A 16,221-nucleotide genomic window follows, 5' to 3' on the forward strand; every position below is an offset into this window, starting at 1 on the left:
GGGTTTTCGGCGCGGACGAGGCGAAAGCGATGACCTGTACCCCACTTCAGAGGGCATCAAGCTCGCTCGAACTACAATGCATGAGCGCCCGCGCCATTCGGAAGCTGAGGGCACCAGGATGAGCGAACGCACGTGCTGAGGTGAAAGCGCCGGTGTCACGATAAACAATTTCGAGGGCGGCGCACGTATTTCTCAGGGCAGTTCGCGCCGCTTGCTTCGGCGGTCGCGCAACCTACGCGCTTGACGAGCAGCTCATTGGCAATCTTTTGTCGTGGTGCGCGATATTCTGCATCGCACTCGTCGCAGGGCTGATTCGAAAGGATCGCCCGTTAGCGGATGCCTGGGGTGTCGTCAGATTCAGCGGCCGGGTTGGGTCGGCGAGCGTCTTTCGTTTCGCACGAAAGCGGTCATGTGCCGCGCCGTCGTCCGCTCGGGTGCGGTGTACCTGCTGCAAGCGCGACGAAAGTGGAAGCAGGCTTGTCGAACGAGCCGCAGGGCGCTGCGCCGGTATTGGGTTTCTCAGCGGCTTGCCATGTCCGCCTGAGGGGCGAGACCGTCGATCAGAATCTGGTGAGTGCCGCGCGAGCATGGCTCGATACGCGCCACGACTCCAAAAACATCCATGAGACTGTCTGGCGTGACGACGTCCGCAGGCCGCCCGAAGCCGACAATGCCGCCGCGATTGAGCAGCATCGCGCGATCGCATGCCCGCAGCGCGGTATTGATGTCGTGCAGCACCACGACAGTCACCATGTTGCGGCGGCGCGTCTCGTCGCGCAGCATCTGCATCACGTGGAATTGATGGTTCAGATCGAGCGCGCTCAGCGGCTCGTCGAGCAACAGCACTTGCGGATCGCGCACGAGGGCCTGAGCAATGCCGGCAAGTTGCCGTTGACCGCCCGACAACTGGTCGAGCGAACGCTGCGCAAGGTCGCCAATGCCAAGCCGCTGAAGTACCGAAAGCGCGTGTGCGATGTCGGCGTCGCGTGTCGTATGCGTCGATCCAAAACCGTGGCTGCGCGTCGCGCAATAGGCGACCCGCACCGATTCGAGTACCTGAAGACGCACGCCGGCAGGCAGTGCCTGCGGCAGGTAGACGACGCTATGCGAGCGCGCGCCTGAAGGCGACAGCGCGAGCGTTTCGCCGTCCAGCGTGAGACGTCCCCCGCTCGCGGCCGTGAGACCGGCCAGCGTGCGCAGCAGCGTGGATTTGCCGCTGCCGTTCGGGCCGAGCAGCGCGGTGACTTCGCCACGCGGCAGCACGCCGGCCGCTAGCGAATCGAGTATGCGACGCCTGCCGTAGCGCACCGTCAGATCGTGGATCGAGAGACCCGGCGCGCGGGTTGTGGTCGTTGTGGTCGTCGTAGTCATCGTGTTCATGACACGCGCCCCTGTGAGCGCAGAACGATGCCGAGAAACAGCGGAATGCCGACCAGCGCGGTGACGATGCCGACCGGCACGAGCACGCCCGGAATCAGGATCTTCGATGCAATCGACGCCAGCGACAGCATCAGCGCGCCGAGCAGCGCGCTGCCGGGCAGGTAGAAGCGATGATCCTCGCCGAGGAGCGTGCGCGCGATATGCGGCGCGATCAGGCCGATAAAGCCGATCGTGCCGACAAACGACACCGCCAGCGCCGACAGCACCGCGACGCGCAGCAGCGTGCCGAGCCGCAGGCGGCGGATGTCGATGCCGAAGCTCGCCGCGCGGTCTTCGCCGAGGCGCAACGCGGTCAGCTTCCACGCGTTGCGCATGGACAGCGGCAGCGATACCGCGAGCGCGACGGCCAGCACGCCGATCTGCTGCCAGTTCGCGCGCGCAAGCGAGCCAAGCGTCCAGAACACGAGTCCTTGCAGCGCATCGGCGGAGGCGATGAACTGGATCAGCGACACGAGCGCGTGAAACGCGAACACCAGTGCAATACCCATCAGCACCACGCCGGCGGTGCTCATGCCGCGCCAGCGCGCGACCGCGTCGAGAACGGCCGCCGAGAGCAGCGCGAACACAAAGGCGTTGGCCGACACGATCCAGCCTTGCGGCACGCCGGGAATCGCGAGGTCGAGCACGATCGCAAGCGAGGCGCCGAACGCGGCCGCCGCCGAGACGCCGAGCGTGTATGGGCTCGCGAGCGGATTGTCGAGCACCGTCTGCATCTCCGCGCCCGACACGCCGAGGCTCGCGCCCACCAGCAGCGCCATCACCGCATACGGCATGCGGATCTGCCAGACGATCACGCGTGTCGGCTCGTCGACGGATGCGCGATCGAAGATAGTCCGCAGCAGCGTCGTGACGGGCAAGCCGGACGGCCCTGTATTGAAGTCGAACAGCAGCGACGCCGCGATCAGCAACAGGATCGCGGCGAGGCAGGCGATGCGGCGGCGCGTAAGCCGCCGGTACTGGCTGATTGTCGCCGTTTCATGCGGCAAGGGCAGGGGACGGGCGTTGAGCGGAATCGACATCGGCACGTGCGCGCGTTCAGCTGGCCGGTTTGTCGACCCAGAACGTACCGGTCGGCGGCACGGCGAGGAAGCGCCGGTACAGTTCGGCCTGGGTGGCGTTCACGTCGAGGTTCCGGAACTGCTCGGGATAGAACCACTTCGCCAATGCTTCGATCGCGACGATGTTGTACGCCGAGTCGTAATAGTTATGCGAAATGCCATGCGCACGGCCGTTGCGTATGGCCGCAAGCGTGTCGAAACCGGGCCGGGCGACCAGTTGCGCGAGACTGCGTGCAGCGTCCTGCGGATTCGTCTGCGCGCCGATTTGCAGCGCGAGGCCACCGCTTTTCGCGTGCGAGCCGGTCGCGACGTAGACATCCGGCTGCGCGGCGATGATCTGCTCGAGGCTGATATCGCCGAGCACGCCGGGCAGAAGCGGCGCGGCGATGTTGCGGCCACCCGCGGCCTCAACCAGTTCGCCGAAATTGCCTTTGCCCGCCGTGTGGCAGCAACCCGCACCCCAGGCACCCGCCAGCAGGTCGATGAAAACCTTCGGACGCTGTGCTTCGGGAATGCGGCTGATGACCGATTGAACCCGTTGCAGATGCGCGCTGTAGAACGCGCTGTAAGCGTCGGCCTGCGCTTCGCGGTGCAGCACCTGGCCGAGCAGCTTGATGCTCGGCAGCGTGTCGCGCAGCGGATGCAGGCGGAAGTCGACGAACACCACGGGCGTGCCGGTCGCTTCGAGTTGCTCGACGAGCGGATTGTGCAACCCGACGCCCTCGCCGACGATGCTCAGGATCGCGAGATCGGGTTTCAGCGCAAGCGCCTTCTCGGGGCTGACGCTGCCTTCGCTCGACTGCCCGATGAGCGGAATCTGCCCGATGTTCGGGAAACGTTGCGCGTACGCGCGATAGGTCTGCGGGTCCATCGCGGGCAAATCGCCCTGCCAGCCGACGATGTGCGCGAGCGGGTCCTGTCCTTCGAGCAGCGCGATCACTGGCAACAGGCGGCTTTCGCCAAGCAGGATGCGGTGCGGTTCGGCCGCCGGAATCCTGACCGTGCGTCCGGCCAGATCGGTGACCGTTTGTGCGGCGGCGTTCTGCGCCGGTGCCTGGGTTGATGCCGGTGCTTGAGCCTGTGTTTGCGCTAGCGCAGGCAGTGGCACGCCCGCCAGCGACACAACGGCCACCACCGACACCGCAGCGGCAAGCGCCTTGAACAAGGCCGGCGCGCGACGGCGACGGCCGGAATCACGATGACAAGACAAACAGTCCACAAGCAGCCCGCGACAAGGAAATGACAATGGTTTCTATTCAGGGGGCCAAGTCTAGCTACGGGATGTAATGGGGATGTGTTGTCGACGGCCCGTTTTGTAATGGAATGTGTTGGCGGGTTGGGCGGGTTGGGCGGGTAGTGGGACGAGAGGGCGGTTCACTCACGCGGCCCTTCACCTTTCAACACAGGGCGTGACTCCATGCCAGCGCCCGGGCGCAATCAGTGCCTGCGCGATCCCGCCCGCACAGGGCGCGACCCAAAATTAATGGAGAGGAGCAGGGCTCACGCGTGCCTCTGGAGATCGGAAAACATAAGGTTTTGCCGATGCATTGACGTTAAAAATACGAGTTTTATATTGTCCCGAGTTCGGTTACTTTGAGGCAACGCGCGGTGCGCGCCGTCCCCTGACTCATCACAAGAGGTTTATATGTACACGCAAACCATCAACCGACTTCGACGTGCTGCTGGCGCGGTGACGCGACAGACAGCGGCGTTCGGTCTTGCGGCGCTGCTCGCCCTCGGCGCCGTGGCGTCGAACGACGCCGAAGCGAAGCGGGTGGGCGGCGGTCAAAGTATCGGGCGTCAGTCGCAGACGGCGTCGCCGTCCGGGCAAGGGCAACGCAGTCAGCAAGCTCAACCGGCGCAGCAGGCCGCGCAGGCGCCCGCTGCCGCGCCGGCGGGCAACCGCTGGATGGGCCCGCTGGCCGGCGTCGCCGCCGGGCTTGGAATTGCGGCGTTGCTGTCGTCCTTCGGCCTTGCCGAGGGGCTCGCGCAAATGCTGTCGAACGCGCTCCTGATCGGGCTGGCTATTTTCGCCGCTGTGATGCTGTTTCGCTTCATCGCCAGCCGGCGTCGTCCGGATCTCGCTTATGGACATGGCGCCGCGAACCGGCAGCAAACGAACGGCTCGCAGCTTATGAATCAGATCGGGAAAGCCCGGCGCGATACGAATTTTCCCGGCTGGCCGCGCGCAGCGATGGGTTCGGCCGCAGCGGCGGGCGCGGTGACGGTGCCGGGGCTTCCACTCGGAACGGATCAGGCTGAGTTCCTGGCATCGGCGAAGACTACGTTCATGCGCCTTCAGGCCGCATGGGATCGGAATGAACAAGGTGACCTGTTCGAGTTGACGACACCGGAGATGTTCGCGCAGATCAAGCAGGATCTGGAGGCTCGCGGCCGCCAGCCGAGCCGCACGGACGTCACGCAACTTGATGCCGAAGTGCTGTGCGCGGAAAGCAATGCGGCTGAAACGCTGGTCAGCGTTCGGTTTTACGGTCAGATGCGGGAAGACGACGCGCAGACCGCCCAGCCGTTCCAGGAGATCTGGAACATGGTCAGGGATGCACGTGGCGACCAGGCGTGGCGGGTGGCGGGCATCCAGCAGATGGACAGCTAAAGCGGAGAGTGTGGTCGACCGGCAGCAGCTTGCTGCCGGTTATCACGTGCGCGTCAGCGTAGCCGACGCCCGGCCGGACAAACATCGTCAGCGAAACGAACGTCGATGGCCAAATCACGGAATCATGTTCAGGGAACGAGACACCTGATATCAAGGCAGTCACGACGGGAGTCGAGATGCTCTGACAAAAGGGAGGCGCAGCAACATGCTCAAGCGTGTATTCACGATGTCGACGTTCGCGCTGCTTTCCTTCGCATTCTCGGCATGCGGAGAAAAACCGAGGAAGCCCAACTGCCAAACGGCCGAAGAATGTCTTGAACTCTCCAGCCGGCTCAACACGGTATGCAACGGGTGGTCTGGTGCCGCGCTTCGAGGCGTCCTGTGACAAACCGGGCGCCTGGCAACACGTGGTCAGTGGCAGATGCCGGCTTTGATGTTGTCGCCATGCATCGGCCCGCGTTACCGATCCTGGTTGCTGTTAGTTCCCATGGGTGAACTATAAAAACCCGATATGCACGCATCTAATCCAACAAAATGCGGGCCTGAAAGAAACCAGGCCCACTTGACATTTTCGACCGTATTGATAGACTGTTCCCATATATAAACAGGAACACATCGATGCGTTATGACGAAGCCGAGGCCAGCAGTACGGTCAAATCCGCTGATCGAACGCTGGACCTGTTCGAGCTTCTTGCTCGATGGGGGCGCGAAATGTCGCACACTGAGATCGCCGAAGCCCTCGATATTCCAAAGAGCAGTTTGACGAAGCTCATACGCAATCTCACCGCTCGAGACTATCTCCGTTTCGTGCCGGAAACCAAGGGGTATCGGCTCGGCGACGCGATTCTCAAGCTGGCGCAACAGTCCAACCAGTTGCGCAGCCTCATTGCGTGCGCCGAGCCCGTGTTGAACGACATCACGCAGCAAACGAACGAGTCATGCGCGCTGAATCAGCTGAAGGGCGATCAGGTCGAAGTCGTGGCGACGGTCATCAGTCAGCAGCGGTTGCAGTCCCACATGCGCCTGGGCGACCTTGCGCCCCTGTATGCGGTGTCGGGCGGCAAGGCCATTCTCGCGTTTCTGCCTGATGTGATGCGAGACGAATACTTGCGGTCCGTCTCGTTCGAGCGCTTCACGAAGAACACCATCTCTACCAAAAAGGCCTCGCTCGGCGAGCTGAACGAAGTGAAATCGAACGGCTTCGCGCACTCGCACGAAGAGTACACGCCGGGCATCGTCGGGATCGGCGTGCCGATCCTGTCCTCCACGGGGTTTCCCCTCGGCTCCCTGAACCTGGCCGTGCCGGCCGTGCGCTACACGTCCGCGGTAGGCGAGAGAGTGGTGTCGATATTGAAGAGTGCCGCGGCACGCATCCAGCGTCAGTATCTGGCGGACTAGCGGGTCCGCGCTTATGGCTGGCCGGGAAGATGCGCCAGCGCGCTTCGCACCTTCTGCGCGATTTGGCGCGCCTGCTCGTCGAACGCGAGCCCGCGCAGCGCGCGTGTGGGCGCTTCGACGGCGAGCGTGAGGTCGGGCGGCAGTCGCGATAGCAGGTCCGCAAGCGGAAGCTCGCCGTCGCCGGGAAGCAGGCGCGCTGTCCTTGCTTCGGTGCGCCGTTCTTCGATCGAGGCCGGCGAAGCTCGCGGTCCGTCGCTGATCTGAACGTATTCGATCAGCGCGGGATCGATGGCGTCGATTGTGTCTGCGGTTACACCCGAACGGAAGAACTGCAATGTATCGATAAGAAGCCGTGCATTCGGCTGCCGACTGTCGCGGATGATCGAAAGTGCGGCGTCGGCGGTGCCGATTGCGCAATACGTAATGGGTTCGAGACCAACCGTCATCTCCAGGCTCGCCGCAGCCTCGCACAGACGTGCGAAGTTGTCGAGGAGCCGCGCGCGGTCGTCGTCGAAGCCCACGCTCAGGACATGTTTCGCCCCGAGGCGCCGTCCCGCTTCCAGCGGTGCGAGCAGGTGTTCGATGTGCGTGCGCGGCTGCAGCCAGATCGCCTCGATGTCGAGCAGACTCACGCCGGTCGCCGACATGCGCGAAGCGAGGTCGCGAATGAGCGCCGGATTGCCCGCTACATCGACGATCGTATCGGCTGCGGTGGGCGCGACGACACGCAGGCCGTAGTAATCGAAACCGCCCGCGTGCGCTGCATCCACGAGTTGCAACGGATGGGCGTCGAGCATCGTGAGATGGTGTAGCGACAGCTTGCGCATGATGATCTGTTTCCTTCGTTCAATTGGACCTGTGAGTACGGTTTCGATCGCATACTAGCGCTGCCGTGGAAGAACGAAGTCGTACGCGAGCAACGCCGTGGCGGGTTCGACTGCGTGCCCCGCAGGACTCATTCTGCCTTCGATCGATTCGAGTTGCGCAATCAACGCATCCTTCACTCCGAAGACCACATCGGAATCGAGATACGCATCGCCGGCGATGAAGACATGCGTCACAATCGTTTCGAAGCCCGGCGCGCTAACCTTGAAGTGCACATGCGCGGGCCGGAATGGATGACGTCCCTGCGCGTCGAGCATCCTGCCGACCGGGCCGTCGCTCGGAACCGGATAGGCTGCGGGCACGATGGAGCGGTACCAGAAACGCCCTGCTTCATCGGTGCGAAGACGGGCGCGCAGATTCAGCGCGGACTTGTCTGTACCCCGCTGCACATCGTACAGACCGTGATCGTCCGCATGCCACGTCTCGATGAGTGCGCCCGCAATCGGCTCGCCTCGCGAATCGCGCACGTTGCCCTCGACGATCATGGGTGTTCCGTCCTGAGCGCTCGCGATGTGGGCACCCAGTTCGAAGTCGCGTGCCTGCTCGACATAGAACGGCCCGAGCACAGTGGTCTCGGTCGCATTGCCGGGGAAGCGGTGATTGATTGCGTCGACGAGCATCGACACGCCGAGCGTATCTGACAGGAGGATGAACTCCTGCCGCGTTTGCGAGCACATCTGCCCGGTCTCGGTGAGGAGCGCTATCGCGCGGCTCCATTCGGCTTCGGTCGGCTCGATCTCTTTCACGAACGCATGCAGATGGCGGACGAGCGCTTCGCTGATCTGTTTCGTGCGCTCGTCGCGGCATCCGCTCAGACTGGCCAGGACGGCGCTCGTGATGTTGTCTTCGTTGAAGTTGCGCATGAGCGTAGTCTCGCTAATGGACGCGCGCGGGCGGCAAGCCTTTCCACGCGCGCTCCAGCATCTGTCGGATGAATGGTGCGTCGGGACGACGGGGATTCGCGTAAGTATCGCGGCAGGCGAGTTCGACGGCGCGCTCGATGCCGCTCTCCGGCATGCCGAGCTCCGCGAGCGAAGTCGGCGCGCCGAGCGACAGCGCGAGTGTGTGAAGTCCGGTCCATGCCTCGTGGGCGTTCAGCGCGCGTGCGATGCGCTGCATCGCATCGGAAGCCGCATCCGCGTTATACGCCGCCACATGCGCGATCATGACGGCGTGTGTCTGTGCGTGCGGCAGGTCAAACGTTCCGCCGAGAACGTGGCAGATCTTGTGATGCAGCCCCATGCCCACAGAGCCGAGACACGTGCCGCAAAGCCACGCGCCGTACTGCGCGGCGCCACGCTCGGCCTTGGCCGAAGGATTCGCGCACAGGCCCGGTAACGCCGATGCCAATGCGCTGATACCTTCTTCAGCGATGATCGACATGACGGGACTCACGTCCTCTGAATAGAGCGCTTCGACAGCGTGAGCGATGGCGTTGAGTCCGCTCGCCACGGAGAGCGCAACGGGCAGGCCGAGCGTGAGGTCGGCATCGTAGATGACGACTTCGGGCAGCACCTTGAGCGTGCGCTGCGTACGTTTCTCGCCATCCCGCGTTTCCCCGATGATCGGCGTGACTTCGGAGCCCGCATAGGTCGTTGGCAGGACGATCTGCGGCAGGTCCGTCTGCAATGCGATCGCCTTCGAGAGCCCGACCGACGAGCCGCCACCGACCGCGATCAGGCAGTCCGCGTTCGCGTGCGCGACCGCTTCGAGCGCGCGCGTGGTGACATTCCACGGATGAAGGGCCGCTCGCAACCCAGTTGCGCCGCTTCGGACGATACGTGAGCCCTGCGTCCCGCGCCGAAGAGCACGCGGCCCGGCAGCGCGGCGTGCACGAACGATTCGATGCGCGCCCGCATCACAGCGAGCCCGATTCCAGCCAGCGGCGGCCACGCTCGTACAGCGCTTCCACTGCGGGGCCGGTAATGCCCGGCATGTCCCGCTTCACCTTGTAGCCGATCTTCGTCTGGAGGTAGGCGAGGTGGCGGTAGCCTTCCGGAAACAGGCCGAGGATTTCCGGATCGAGGTCGAGCCTTACCCCTGTTTCGACAGGATCGACCCGGTCCTTTTCGTAGATCGGCTGGCGCAGGCGCAGCAGCCATCGCTCGCCGACCTTCTCGTAGAAGTCGTAGAAGCGCCCGGTGCACACCACATCGCAACGATGTCCGTCTACATCGCCGCGCTGCGAGATCGTCATCTTCGTCTGGGCAATCGCCCGGCTGCCCGCGAGATCGATCGACGTGCCGCCCAGAAAGTGCAGGATGCTGACGCCGCGAGCCCACCCTTCGCGCGTGACGCGTATGAACTCGGGGCCGGTGCCTTGAAACCACGTTGCCATCATGACGCCTTCCGGATGCCAGACGGTCGCGAAGCGTTCCCAGTCGCCCGCGTCCCGCCATATGGCCCAGTTCTCCACCGCGTCCCGAATTGCCAGCCTGTCGATCATTGTCTGATTCATTGTGCCATCTCCTGTTCTCATATGGAAATCAGTTCGTATAGTGATTTGGTGTCGGCACCGACGTCAAGTGAAATCAGCCTTGCCTCAGGACTATCCCTAGTTTGTTCCCATATGGAAAAAGCGAGCTGAAACGTATTGACAGTCCAAAACGGTAATTCCTAACATGGAACCAGATCGCAAATGGAAACTAAATAACCATCGAGTCGAGCAGTGCTGAAAAGCTTTCGAGCTCGGCACCATCACCCCGATTTCATGAAGACGCGGTGAATCAGCCGTCACTATCGGAGACATTCATGTCCAGTTCAGAGAATCAAGAGCCGCCCGGAAGGCACCAGTCGAAGAAAGCTGCGGCGAGCGGGTGGATCGGCTCGGCGCTCGAGTATTACGACTTCTTCATCTACGCTCAGGCGGCGGCCCTGATCTTTCCGCAGATATTCTTTCCGGGCGGCGATCCAAAGGTCGCGATTGCGGCGTCGCTTGCGACCTACGGCATCGGCTATGTCGCGCGTCCGATCGGCGCGGTGGTTCTGGGTCATCTCGGCGATACACACGGTCGCAAGGCGGTGCTGCTGGTATGCATGTTCCTGATGGGCCTCTCGACGATGGCCGTCGCCTTCCTGCCCACCTACGCGCAGGTAGGCATGTGGGCGCCCGCAATGCTCGTCGCGCTGCGCCTGATACAGGGCTTCGCGGTGGCGGGAGAGATCTCCGGTGCGAGTTCGATGATTCTCGAACACGCGCCCTTTGGAAGACGCGGCTATTTCGGCAGTTTCGGCATACAGGGCGTGACCGCTGGACAGCTTCTGGCCGCCGCAATGTTCCTGCCGCTCAGCCAGTTCATGAACGAGGCCGCGTTCAACTCGTGGGGCTGGCGTATTCCCTTCATGATGAGTTGCGTCGTGCTTGTCGCGGGCTACATCATCCGGCGCGAGGTGAACGAGACGCCCGCATTCGCGGAAGAGGGCGAACGGGGCGCGGTGCCGCGTTCGCCGCTGCGGCTCGCGCTCAAGCATTGCTGGGCGGACATGTTGCGCGTGATGTGCATGTCGATCATGAACGTCATTCCGGTCGTCGCGACGATATTCGGCGGCGCGTACGCGGTGCAGCAGGCGTACGGCATCGGCTTCAGCAAGAGCATCTATCTCTGGATTCCGGTGCTCGGCAACGTCGTCGCGATGATCGTCATTCCGTACTGGGGGAATTTGTCGGACAGGATCGGACGCAAGCCGCCCATCATCATCGGATCGCTGGGATCGGGGCTCCTGTCGTTCGCTTATCTCTATGCGATCAGCATTCATAGCGTGGCGCTCGCCATCGTGATGTCGGTGCTGATGTGGGGCATCGTGTACCAGGGACAGAACGCCGTGTACCCGAGCTTCTATCCCGAACTCTTTCCGACGCGCATGCGCGTGACATCCATGGCGGTTTCGCAGAATATCGGCGTGGCGATCTCGGCATTGCTCCCCGCGCTCTTCACGGCGGTGGCGCCTCCCGGTTCGAATCACATACCATTGACGGTCGGCGCAATCACACTCGCCATCACGATCCTCGCGTCGATTGCAGCGTATTCGGCGCGCGAGACCTATCGCATTCACATGAGCGATCTGGGCAAGCGCGACGCGGCGCCCGTCAGCAAGTCCGAGTACGAGCGCTTGCGGCGCGACGCGATGAGCGAAGGCGTGCGCCCGGAGCAGACCTTGCGCGGGCAGCGGCGGGAAGCCTGATCGCAACGATGACAACACACGGAGAAAAGTCATGACTGAAACATCGGCGCTTCAGGCAGAGCGCAATCGACTCGACGCGCCCGTGGATGCGCTCACGCGTTTGTTCTTCATCTTCGGCTCGCCAATTGCGCATGTTCGTGCGCCCGTCGTGTGGAGCACGCTCATGAAGCGCTACGGCGTGAACGCCGTGATGCTTCCCGCCGATGCGGCGCCCGCGCAGTTCGAGCACGCAATGGAGGGAGTCAAGAGCATTGCGAACGTCGACGGCCTGATCTTCACGATGCCGCACAAGATAGCGGCGATGAAACATGCCGATGCGTTGACCGAGCGCGCACGGCGCGTCGGATCGATCAACCTGCTGCGCCGCGGGCCCGACGGCACATGGGAAGGCGACAATGTGGACGGCGCGGGTTTCGTTGCAGGACTGCGGGCGGATTCAGTGACGCTCGAAGGATCGAATGTCTACGTGCATGGCTGCGGCGGCGTCGGGCAAAGTATCGGATGGTCGCTCGCGATGGAAGGCGTCGCGAGCCTGACGCTCTTCGATCTGGACTGGCAACGCGCCGCGACGCTCGCCAGAAGCATTGCCGAACAGTCGCATGTATCGATCAGGGTCGGAGCGCCGGACATGAGCACGATCGATCTGGCGGTCAACGCATCGCCGGTCGGGTTGAACGCCGACGATCCGCTGCCGTTTTCCGTCGATGATTCCCCGCATCACGCGGTCGTTGCGGATGTGATCATGGAACCGAGGACGACGCGCCTGCTCGCGGCCGCGCATTCAAGAGGCCTGAAGGTGCATCACGGCCGGAACATGATGAACTTCGGCATGCCCATTGCCGCGAGCTTCTTCGGCTTGCCGGAATCGTTCGACTGGAACGGGGCAGCGGTTCAGAAGTGAGTGGTTCCCGTAACGAATTGTGCTGATGTCCGTATCGACCGAAGAGCCAACGCGCCGCGTCTGCAATCCGCGACTCCAATGGAATGCCGCCACACTTGTTACTCCCAGGGTTCGGCTTCCGGTGCCAAACTAAGTCACGGCCAACGAACTCACGGCCAACGACGCGCGACGAGCAGCGACTGGAATCGCGCTTCAGCCACGAGGCGCGGGAATTCGCCCAAATCAGGAGATTGCAGAAGCCATGACACCATCAGCCGAGAACGAACGCAAAGGCGGACAGACTGCCATGCACACACCACCGGTCGTGTCGCGCGAGGCGTGGGAGGCGGCGCGCGAGCAGTTGCTCGTAAAGGAAAAGGCCCACACCCGCGCCCGTGACGCCCTGGCCGCCGAGCGCCGGAGAATGCCGTGGATGGCCGTTGAGCCGGCGTATGCGTTCGAGGGGCCTGCGGGCAAGGCGAGCCTGCTCGACCTGTTCGACGGGCGGCGTCAGTTGATCGTCTACCGCGCCTTCTTCGAGCCGGGCGTGTTCGGCTGGCCCGACCACGCTTGCCGGGGCTGCTCCATGGTGGCCGATCAGGTTGCCCACGTCGCCCATCTGAATGCCCGTGACACGACCCTCGTCTTCGTCTCGCGCGCGCCTCAGGCGGACATCGCGCGGCTCAAGGCACGCATGGGCTGGGACATGCCGTGGTTCACCGTCACGGACAGCTTCGACGCCGACTTCGGCGTGGACGAGTGGCACGGCACGAACGTGTTCTACCGCGACGGCGACCACGTGTTCCGCACTTACTTCATCAACAACCGCGGCGACGAGCAGATGGGGAACACCTGGAACTACCTCGACATCACGCCGCTTGGCCGCCAGGAGGTCTGGGAAGACTCGCCCGAGCGCTATCCTCAGACCCCGACCTACAAGTGGTGGAACTGGCACGACAGCTACGTCGCAGACGCTGCGCCCGACAAGAAGTGGGTCGAGGTGTCGGACGCCGGAGAGGCGGCGTTCCGGAACCAGCAACCGGCCGCGAAGCCATGAACCACGCTTCTTCCGGTGGATCAGACGGGCGGCAGGGCTCGTTCTGACGGAGGCGCGAGCGGCCTAGTGTGAAGGTTCGCTGTGTGGAGCGATTGCGAATGTCCGGAACCGGCGGGGTTCGTGCGGTTCAGGCCGCGCAAAAAAAATGCGCGCATGCACCCGGACGCCGCCTGATTTCCGTTCATGACATCGGGAACTGGAAGACTTCCGCGATCAAGGTCGCGTAGCTTGCTGTCGATTGCGAGGTTGATCAAAAGAAGAGATTACGAACGGCGTGAGCGTTCCGAAAGCGGCCCGGAAGGCCCAAAAGTCTTTGGGCCTCGCACACCCGGAACCGCCCGCTGATGGCAGATGAACGGGGCGCGTGATGCGCATTTCTCATGGACCGGCCACCACACGGTAGTACATCCCGTTCGCCCCATAGTACGGGCTGAACCAGGCCGCGCCGCAATGGTAGTACGCGGACCCCACCATGTAGCTGTAGGTGCAGCCTGCTGGAAGCGCCGGATAGACGCTGTTCATGACGTACACCGGCTGTGCGGCCGCGCCGGCAGCGACGCCTGCGGCGTATGCATTGGCCGTGTTGGCGCTCGCCGCAGCGGCGCCGATGGTCGCGCCCGCGGCCAGCCCGGCTACGCCTGCGGCCCAGGCGTTCCCCGTATTCCACCCGCCGCAGTTATAGCAACTCGTCGAATAGTGGTTGATGACCGTCGGCGGGTGATACCCCGCGTAGTAGCCGCCGTGATAAGTGTCGTATCCGCCCCTGTACGTCGTGCCGTATGAGTTTGTCGCGTGCCACGTGCCTTCTCCCCCCGATGCAGTGCCGCCGTAGGCGCCGGTGCCGTGCCACGACCCGTCGCCACCGGACGCCGTGCCACCCCGGTAGTCCGTGCCGCTCCAGGCACCCCCGCCACCGGATGCGGTGCCGCCGCGATAGCCGCTCGCGCTCCAGGAGCCGCTGCCGCCCGACGCGGTGGTGCCGCGCGCGCCAGCGTAGTTCCAGCCGCCCGCACCGCCCGATGCGTGGCCGCCCCATGCGCCCGCGCGCATCCAGGCGTGAGCGTGCTGAAGCGGTGCCGCGGCCAGCGCAACGCAGCAGACGCCATGCATGGCTCGTCGAAGAACGTGCGGGCTCATCGCGCCGCCCCGGCTGATGGCCCGCTCGCCGGCAGCACCGAATCGGGCGCCGCGAATCGAATCTTGCGTGCCTTGGCCGCGCGTTGCGGCACGAACGTGCCCGGTGCAACCGCGGCATTCAGCCGCCAGTCGGATAGCTCCACGTTGTGCCGATAGTTGCCGGGCTCGTCGAAGTACGTCGCTCGCATCATGCGCGGCAAGTGATCCGCGGTGCCGATCCACAACTGAACCTGCACGGTGTCGTTCGCGACCACGACGATGTCGGTCGTAGTGTGCCCAATCACCTTCGACTGGCCGACCACGAATGCAAGCTTCAATCCCTCGCTCATGTCCTTATACGGGTCCGCGACGATAAGGTCGGTGAACGGGAAATAGATCGCAGCTGAATCGTATGCGGCTTTGAGCATTGCATCGAGGGTGGGGGGCGCCTGCGACACCGCGATCGTGTTCGCATCCGGAGAGAAGGCCGCCATCGACTTGCCGTTGTAGTAGAACTCGGACGGCGGGCCGTCGTACGGCGTGATGACACGCAGCTTGTCCGGCCGCTGCATGGTCACGCGCGACAGCGTGGTGTAGGCGAGCGGCTGACCGGTTCGGGCGGGGCTTTCGTAAGTGGCGACGGCCGTGAAGCTCATCGTTTTCGCGGCGGCAAGGCGCGCGCTCATCGCCTTGAGCAACGCCAGCGCCTGCGGCTCCAGTTCGAATCGCAGACCGAGGTCGACTTCGGGCGCCTGCGCTCCGGAAGGTGCCGGCGCCGCTTGCCGGGTCTGTGCGTTCTGCGCGCACGCGGAGATAGCCAGCAGCAGGATCCCGCAGACGATGATGCTCGCCAATCGTGTGCCAGCAGCATATGCCATGCCAATGTCCGATTCAGTCAGTTCGCTAATAGCGAGGAACAGAGCGGGAAACAGCGTAGTCCACGAATTGTTGGTACATGAGCGGCAAAGAACAATTGGCCCTTGGTCCAATAGACTTTGGTGTGCGCTCCGGGCGGATGGCGGCATCGGCGTCAAGCGGCTGCGCGACGCCATTCGACCGATGGGCGCCGCGGCGGTCCGCCGGCGCATCCGGCTACCGTGACAAGGCCGCCGACGGTGTCGAGTCGAAGCTTCCGCCGAGCGCGAGATACAGGCGGATGCGGTTTCTGCGCTGCAGGCCCCACAGCTTGATCAGATCCGCTTCGGTGGCGAGTTCGGCCGTCTGCAGGTTCGAAACCCACAACAGGTCGCGGCGGCCGGCCTTGTACTGCACTGTGGCGATGCGCACGGCCTCGATGCGCGCATCGAGGCCGTTCCTTTCCAGCGGCAATCGCTTGGCCAGCAACAGCTCGTTCGCGAGCGAGTCTTCTACCTCGCGGAATGCCACCAGCACGACGTTGCCGTAGCGGGCCACCGCCTGCGACTGTTGCGCAGTGGCGATCTTGACCTGGGCCTGGAGCGCTCCGCCCGTGTAGATCGGGATCGACGCGCCGATCGCGGCGGTCACGAGCCACGGATTGAGGCTCAGGATGGAGAAGAGCGGTTCGCCGAGCCGGCCGCCCGCAAACGAGAACGAGAAGTCAGGGAGCAGC

General features: G+C 63.7%; 15 protein-coding genes. 5 read left to right on the forward strand and 10 right to left on the reverse strand.

The genetic code is table 11. From position 1 onward, the window contains the following. Window positions 1-519: 519 nt before the first annotated feature. Genes BG61_RS35585 through BG61_RS35595 form a run of 3 tightly spaced genes read right to left on the reverse strand, consistent with a single transcriptional unit; the run spans window position 520 to window position 3,663 of the window. Window positions 520-1,380 (reverse strand): ABC transporter ATP-binding protein, encoded by an 861-nt coding sequence (locus BG61_RS35585; protein WP_232256339.1) that lies wholly within the window; start codon window positions 1,378-1,380, stop codon window positions 520-522. After that, window positions 1,377-2,459: a FecCD family ABC transporter permease gene (locus BG61_RS35590; RefSeq protein ID WP_035935977.1), complete on the reverse strand. Its 1,083-nt coding sequence runs from the start codon at window positions 2,457-2,459 to the stop codon at window positions 1,377-1,379. The genes BG61_RS35585 and BG61_RS35590 overlap by 4 nt, the downstream gene beginning before the upstream one ends. 16 nt (window positions 2,460-2,475) lie before the next feature. Next, window positions 2,476-3,663, reverse strand: a complete 1,188-nt coding sequence (locus tag BG61_RS35595; RefSeq protein ID WP_051673018.1) for an ABC transporter substrate-binding protein — start codon at window positions 3,661-3,663, stop codon at window positions 2,476-2,478. A gap of 480 nt (window positions 3,664-4,143) precedes the next feature. Between BG61_RS35595 and BG61_RS35600 the strand changes: the two genes are divergently transcribed. Beyond that, on the forward strand, window positions 4,144-5,112 hold the full coding sequence (locus tag BG61_RS35600; RefSeq protein ID WP_035935970.1) for a Tim44 domain-containing protein: 969 nt from the start codon (window positions 4,144-4,146) through the stop codon (window positions 5,110-5,112). Between the two features lie 618 nt (window positions 5,113-5,730). Beyond that, on the forward strand, window positions 5,731-6,510 hold the full coding sequence (locus BG61_RS35605; RefSeq protein WP_035935968.1) for an IclR family transcriptional regulator: 780 nt from the start codon (window positions 5,731-5,733) through the stop codon (window positions 6,508-6,510). A gap of 11 nt (window positions 6,511-6,521) precedes the next feature. On the opposite strand, the gene BG61_RS35610 is transcribed toward BG61_RS35605, so the two are convergent. The 4 genes from BG61_RS35610 to BG61_RS35625 form a co-directional block, all read right to left on the reverse strand. After that, window positions 6,522-7,337: a sugar phosphate isomerase/epimerase family protein gene (locus BG61_RS35610; RefSeq protein ID WP_035935965.1), complete on the reverse strand. Its 816-nt coding sequence runs from the start codon at window positions 7,335-7,337 to the stop codon at window positions 6,522-6,524. A 54-nt stretch (window positions 7,338-7,391) separates the two neighbouring features. Next, entirely contained in the window at window positions 7,392-8,258 is an 867-nt protein-coding gene (locus tag BG61_RS35615; RefSeq protein ID WP_035935962.1) for an intradiol ring-cleavage dioxygenase, read from the reverse strand. A gap of 13 nt (window positions 8,259-8,271) precedes the next feature. After that, a complete protein-coding gene (locus tag BG61_RS35620; RefSeq protein ID WP_370818087.1) occupies window positions 8,272-9,150 on the reverse strand; it encodes a maleylacetate reductase in 879 nt (292 codons plus the stop codon). Between the two features lie 103 nt (window positions 9,151-9,253). Continuing rightward, complete coding sequence (locus BG61_RS35625; protein ID WP_035935959.1) at window positions 9,254-9,853, reverse strand: nuclear transport factor 2 family protein; 600 nt, start codon at window positions 9,851-9,853, stop codon at window positions 9,254-9,256. A 293-nt stretch (window positions 9,854-10,146) separates the two neighbouring features. On the opposite strand from BG61_RS35625, the gene BG61_RS35630 reads away from it, so the two are divergent. The 3 genes from BG61_RS35630 (at window position 10,147) to BG61_RS35640 (ending at window position 13,514) form a co-directional block, all read left to right on the forward strand. Next, a complete protein-coding gene (locus BG61_RS35630) occupies window positions 10,147-11,577 on the forward strand; it encodes an MFS transporter (RefSeq protein ID WP_035935956.1) in 1,431 nt (476 codons plus the stop codon). A 31-nt stretch (window positions 11,578-11,608) separates the two neighbouring features. Further along, the gene (locus tag BG61_RS35635; RefSeq protein ID WP_035935953.1) at window positions 11,609-12,478 is read left to right on the forward strand and encodes a shikimate dehydrogenase family protein; all 870 of its coding nucleotides are present in this window, start codon (window positions 11,609-11,611) and stop codon (window positions 12,476-12,478) included. 241 nt (window positions 12,479-12,719) lie between these two features. Then, the gene (locus BG61_RS35640) at window positions 12,720-13,514 is read left to right on the forward strand and encodes a DUF899 domain-containing protein (protein WP_051673019.1); all 795 of its coding nucleotides are present in this window, start codon (window positions 12,720-12,722) and stop codon (window positions 13,512-13,514) included. A gap of 378 nt (window positions 13,515-13,892) precedes the next feature. On the opposite strand, the gene BG61_RS35645 is transcribed toward BG61_RS35640, so the two are convergent. The 3 genes from BG61_RS35645 to BG61_RS35655 form a co-directional block, all read right to left on the reverse strand. Then, on the reverse strand, window positions 13,893-14,651 hold the full coding sequence (locus BG61_RS35645) for a hypothetical protein (RefSeq protein WP_035935948.1): 759 nt from the start codon (window positions 14,649-14,651) through the stop codon (window positions 13,893-13,895). Continuing rightward, window positions 14,648-15,508 (reverse strand): DUF2092 domain-containing protein, encoded by an 861-nt coding sequence (locus BG61_RS35650; protein WP_035935946.1) that lies wholly within the window; start codon window positions 15,506-15,508, stop codon window positions 14,648-14,650. Before BG61_RS35650 ends, BG61_RS35645 begins: the two co-directional genes overlap by 4 nt. A gap of 214 nt (window positions 15,509-15,722) precedes the next feature. Then, window positions 15,723-16,221, reverse strand: a 499-nt coding sequence (locus tag BG61_RS35655; RefSeq protein ID WP_035942845.1) for a TolC family protein, incomplete at its 5' end; no start/stop codon positions are given.

This window comes from Caballeronia glathei, from assembly GCF_000698595.1.
In the GTDB taxonomy this organism is placed as follows: domain Bacteria; phylum Pseudomonadota; class Gammaproteobacteria; order Burkholderiales; family Burkholderiaceae; genus Caballeronia; species Caballeronia glathei.

Excerpts from the sequence above, each read along its gene's own strand:
- BG61_RS35585 (WP_232256339.1), bottom strand. The coding sequence starts at position 1,380 with ATGAACACGATGACTACGACGACCACAACGACCACAACCCGCGCGCCG.
- BG61_RS35590 (WP_035935977.1), bottom strand. The coding sequence starts at position 2,459 with ATGTCGATTCCGCTCAACGCCCGTCCCCTGCCCTTGCCGCATGAAACG.
- BG61_RS35600 (WP_035935970.1), top strand. The coding sequence starts at position 4,144 with ATGTACACGCAAACCATCAACCGACTTCGACGTGCTGCTGGCGCGGTG.
- BG61_RS35605 (WP_035935968.1), top strand. The coding sequence starts at position 5,731 with ATGCGTTATGACGAAGCCGAGGCCAGCAGTACGGTCAAATCCGCTGAT.
- BG61_RS35610 (WP_035935965.1), bottom strand. The coding sequence starts at position 7,337 with ATGCGCAAGCTGTCGCTACACCATCTCACGATGCTCGACGCCCATCCG.
- BG61_RS35615 (WP_035935962.1), bottom strand. The coding sequence starts at position 8,258 with ATGCGCAACTTCAACGAAGACAACATCACGAGCGCCGTCCTGGCCAGT.
- BG61_RS35625 (WP_035935959.1), bottom strand. The coding sequence starts at position 9,853 with ATGAATCAGACAATGATCGACAGGCTGGCAATTCGGGACGCGGTGGAG.
- BG61_RS35630 (WP_035935956.1), top strand. The coding sequence starts at position 10,147 with ATGTCCAGTTCAGAGAATCAAGAGCCGCCCGGAAGGCACCAGTCGAAG.
- BG61_RS35635 (WP_035935953.1), top strand. The coding sequence starts at position 11,609 with ATGACTGAAACATCGGCGCTTCAGGCAGAGCGCAATCGACTCGACGCG.
- BG61_RS35640 (WP_051673019.1), top strand. The coding sequence starts at position 12,720 with ATGACACCATCAGCCGAGAACGAACGCAAAGGCGGACAGACTGCCATG.
- BG61_RS35645 (WP_035935948.1), bottom strand. The coding sequence starts at position 14,651 with ATGAGCCCGCACGTTCTTCGACGAGCCATGCATGGCGTCTGCTGCGTT.
- BG61_RS35650 (WP_035935946.1), bottom strand. The coding sequence starts at position 15,508 with ATGGCATATGCTGCTGGCACACGATTGGCGAGCATCATCGTCTGCGGG.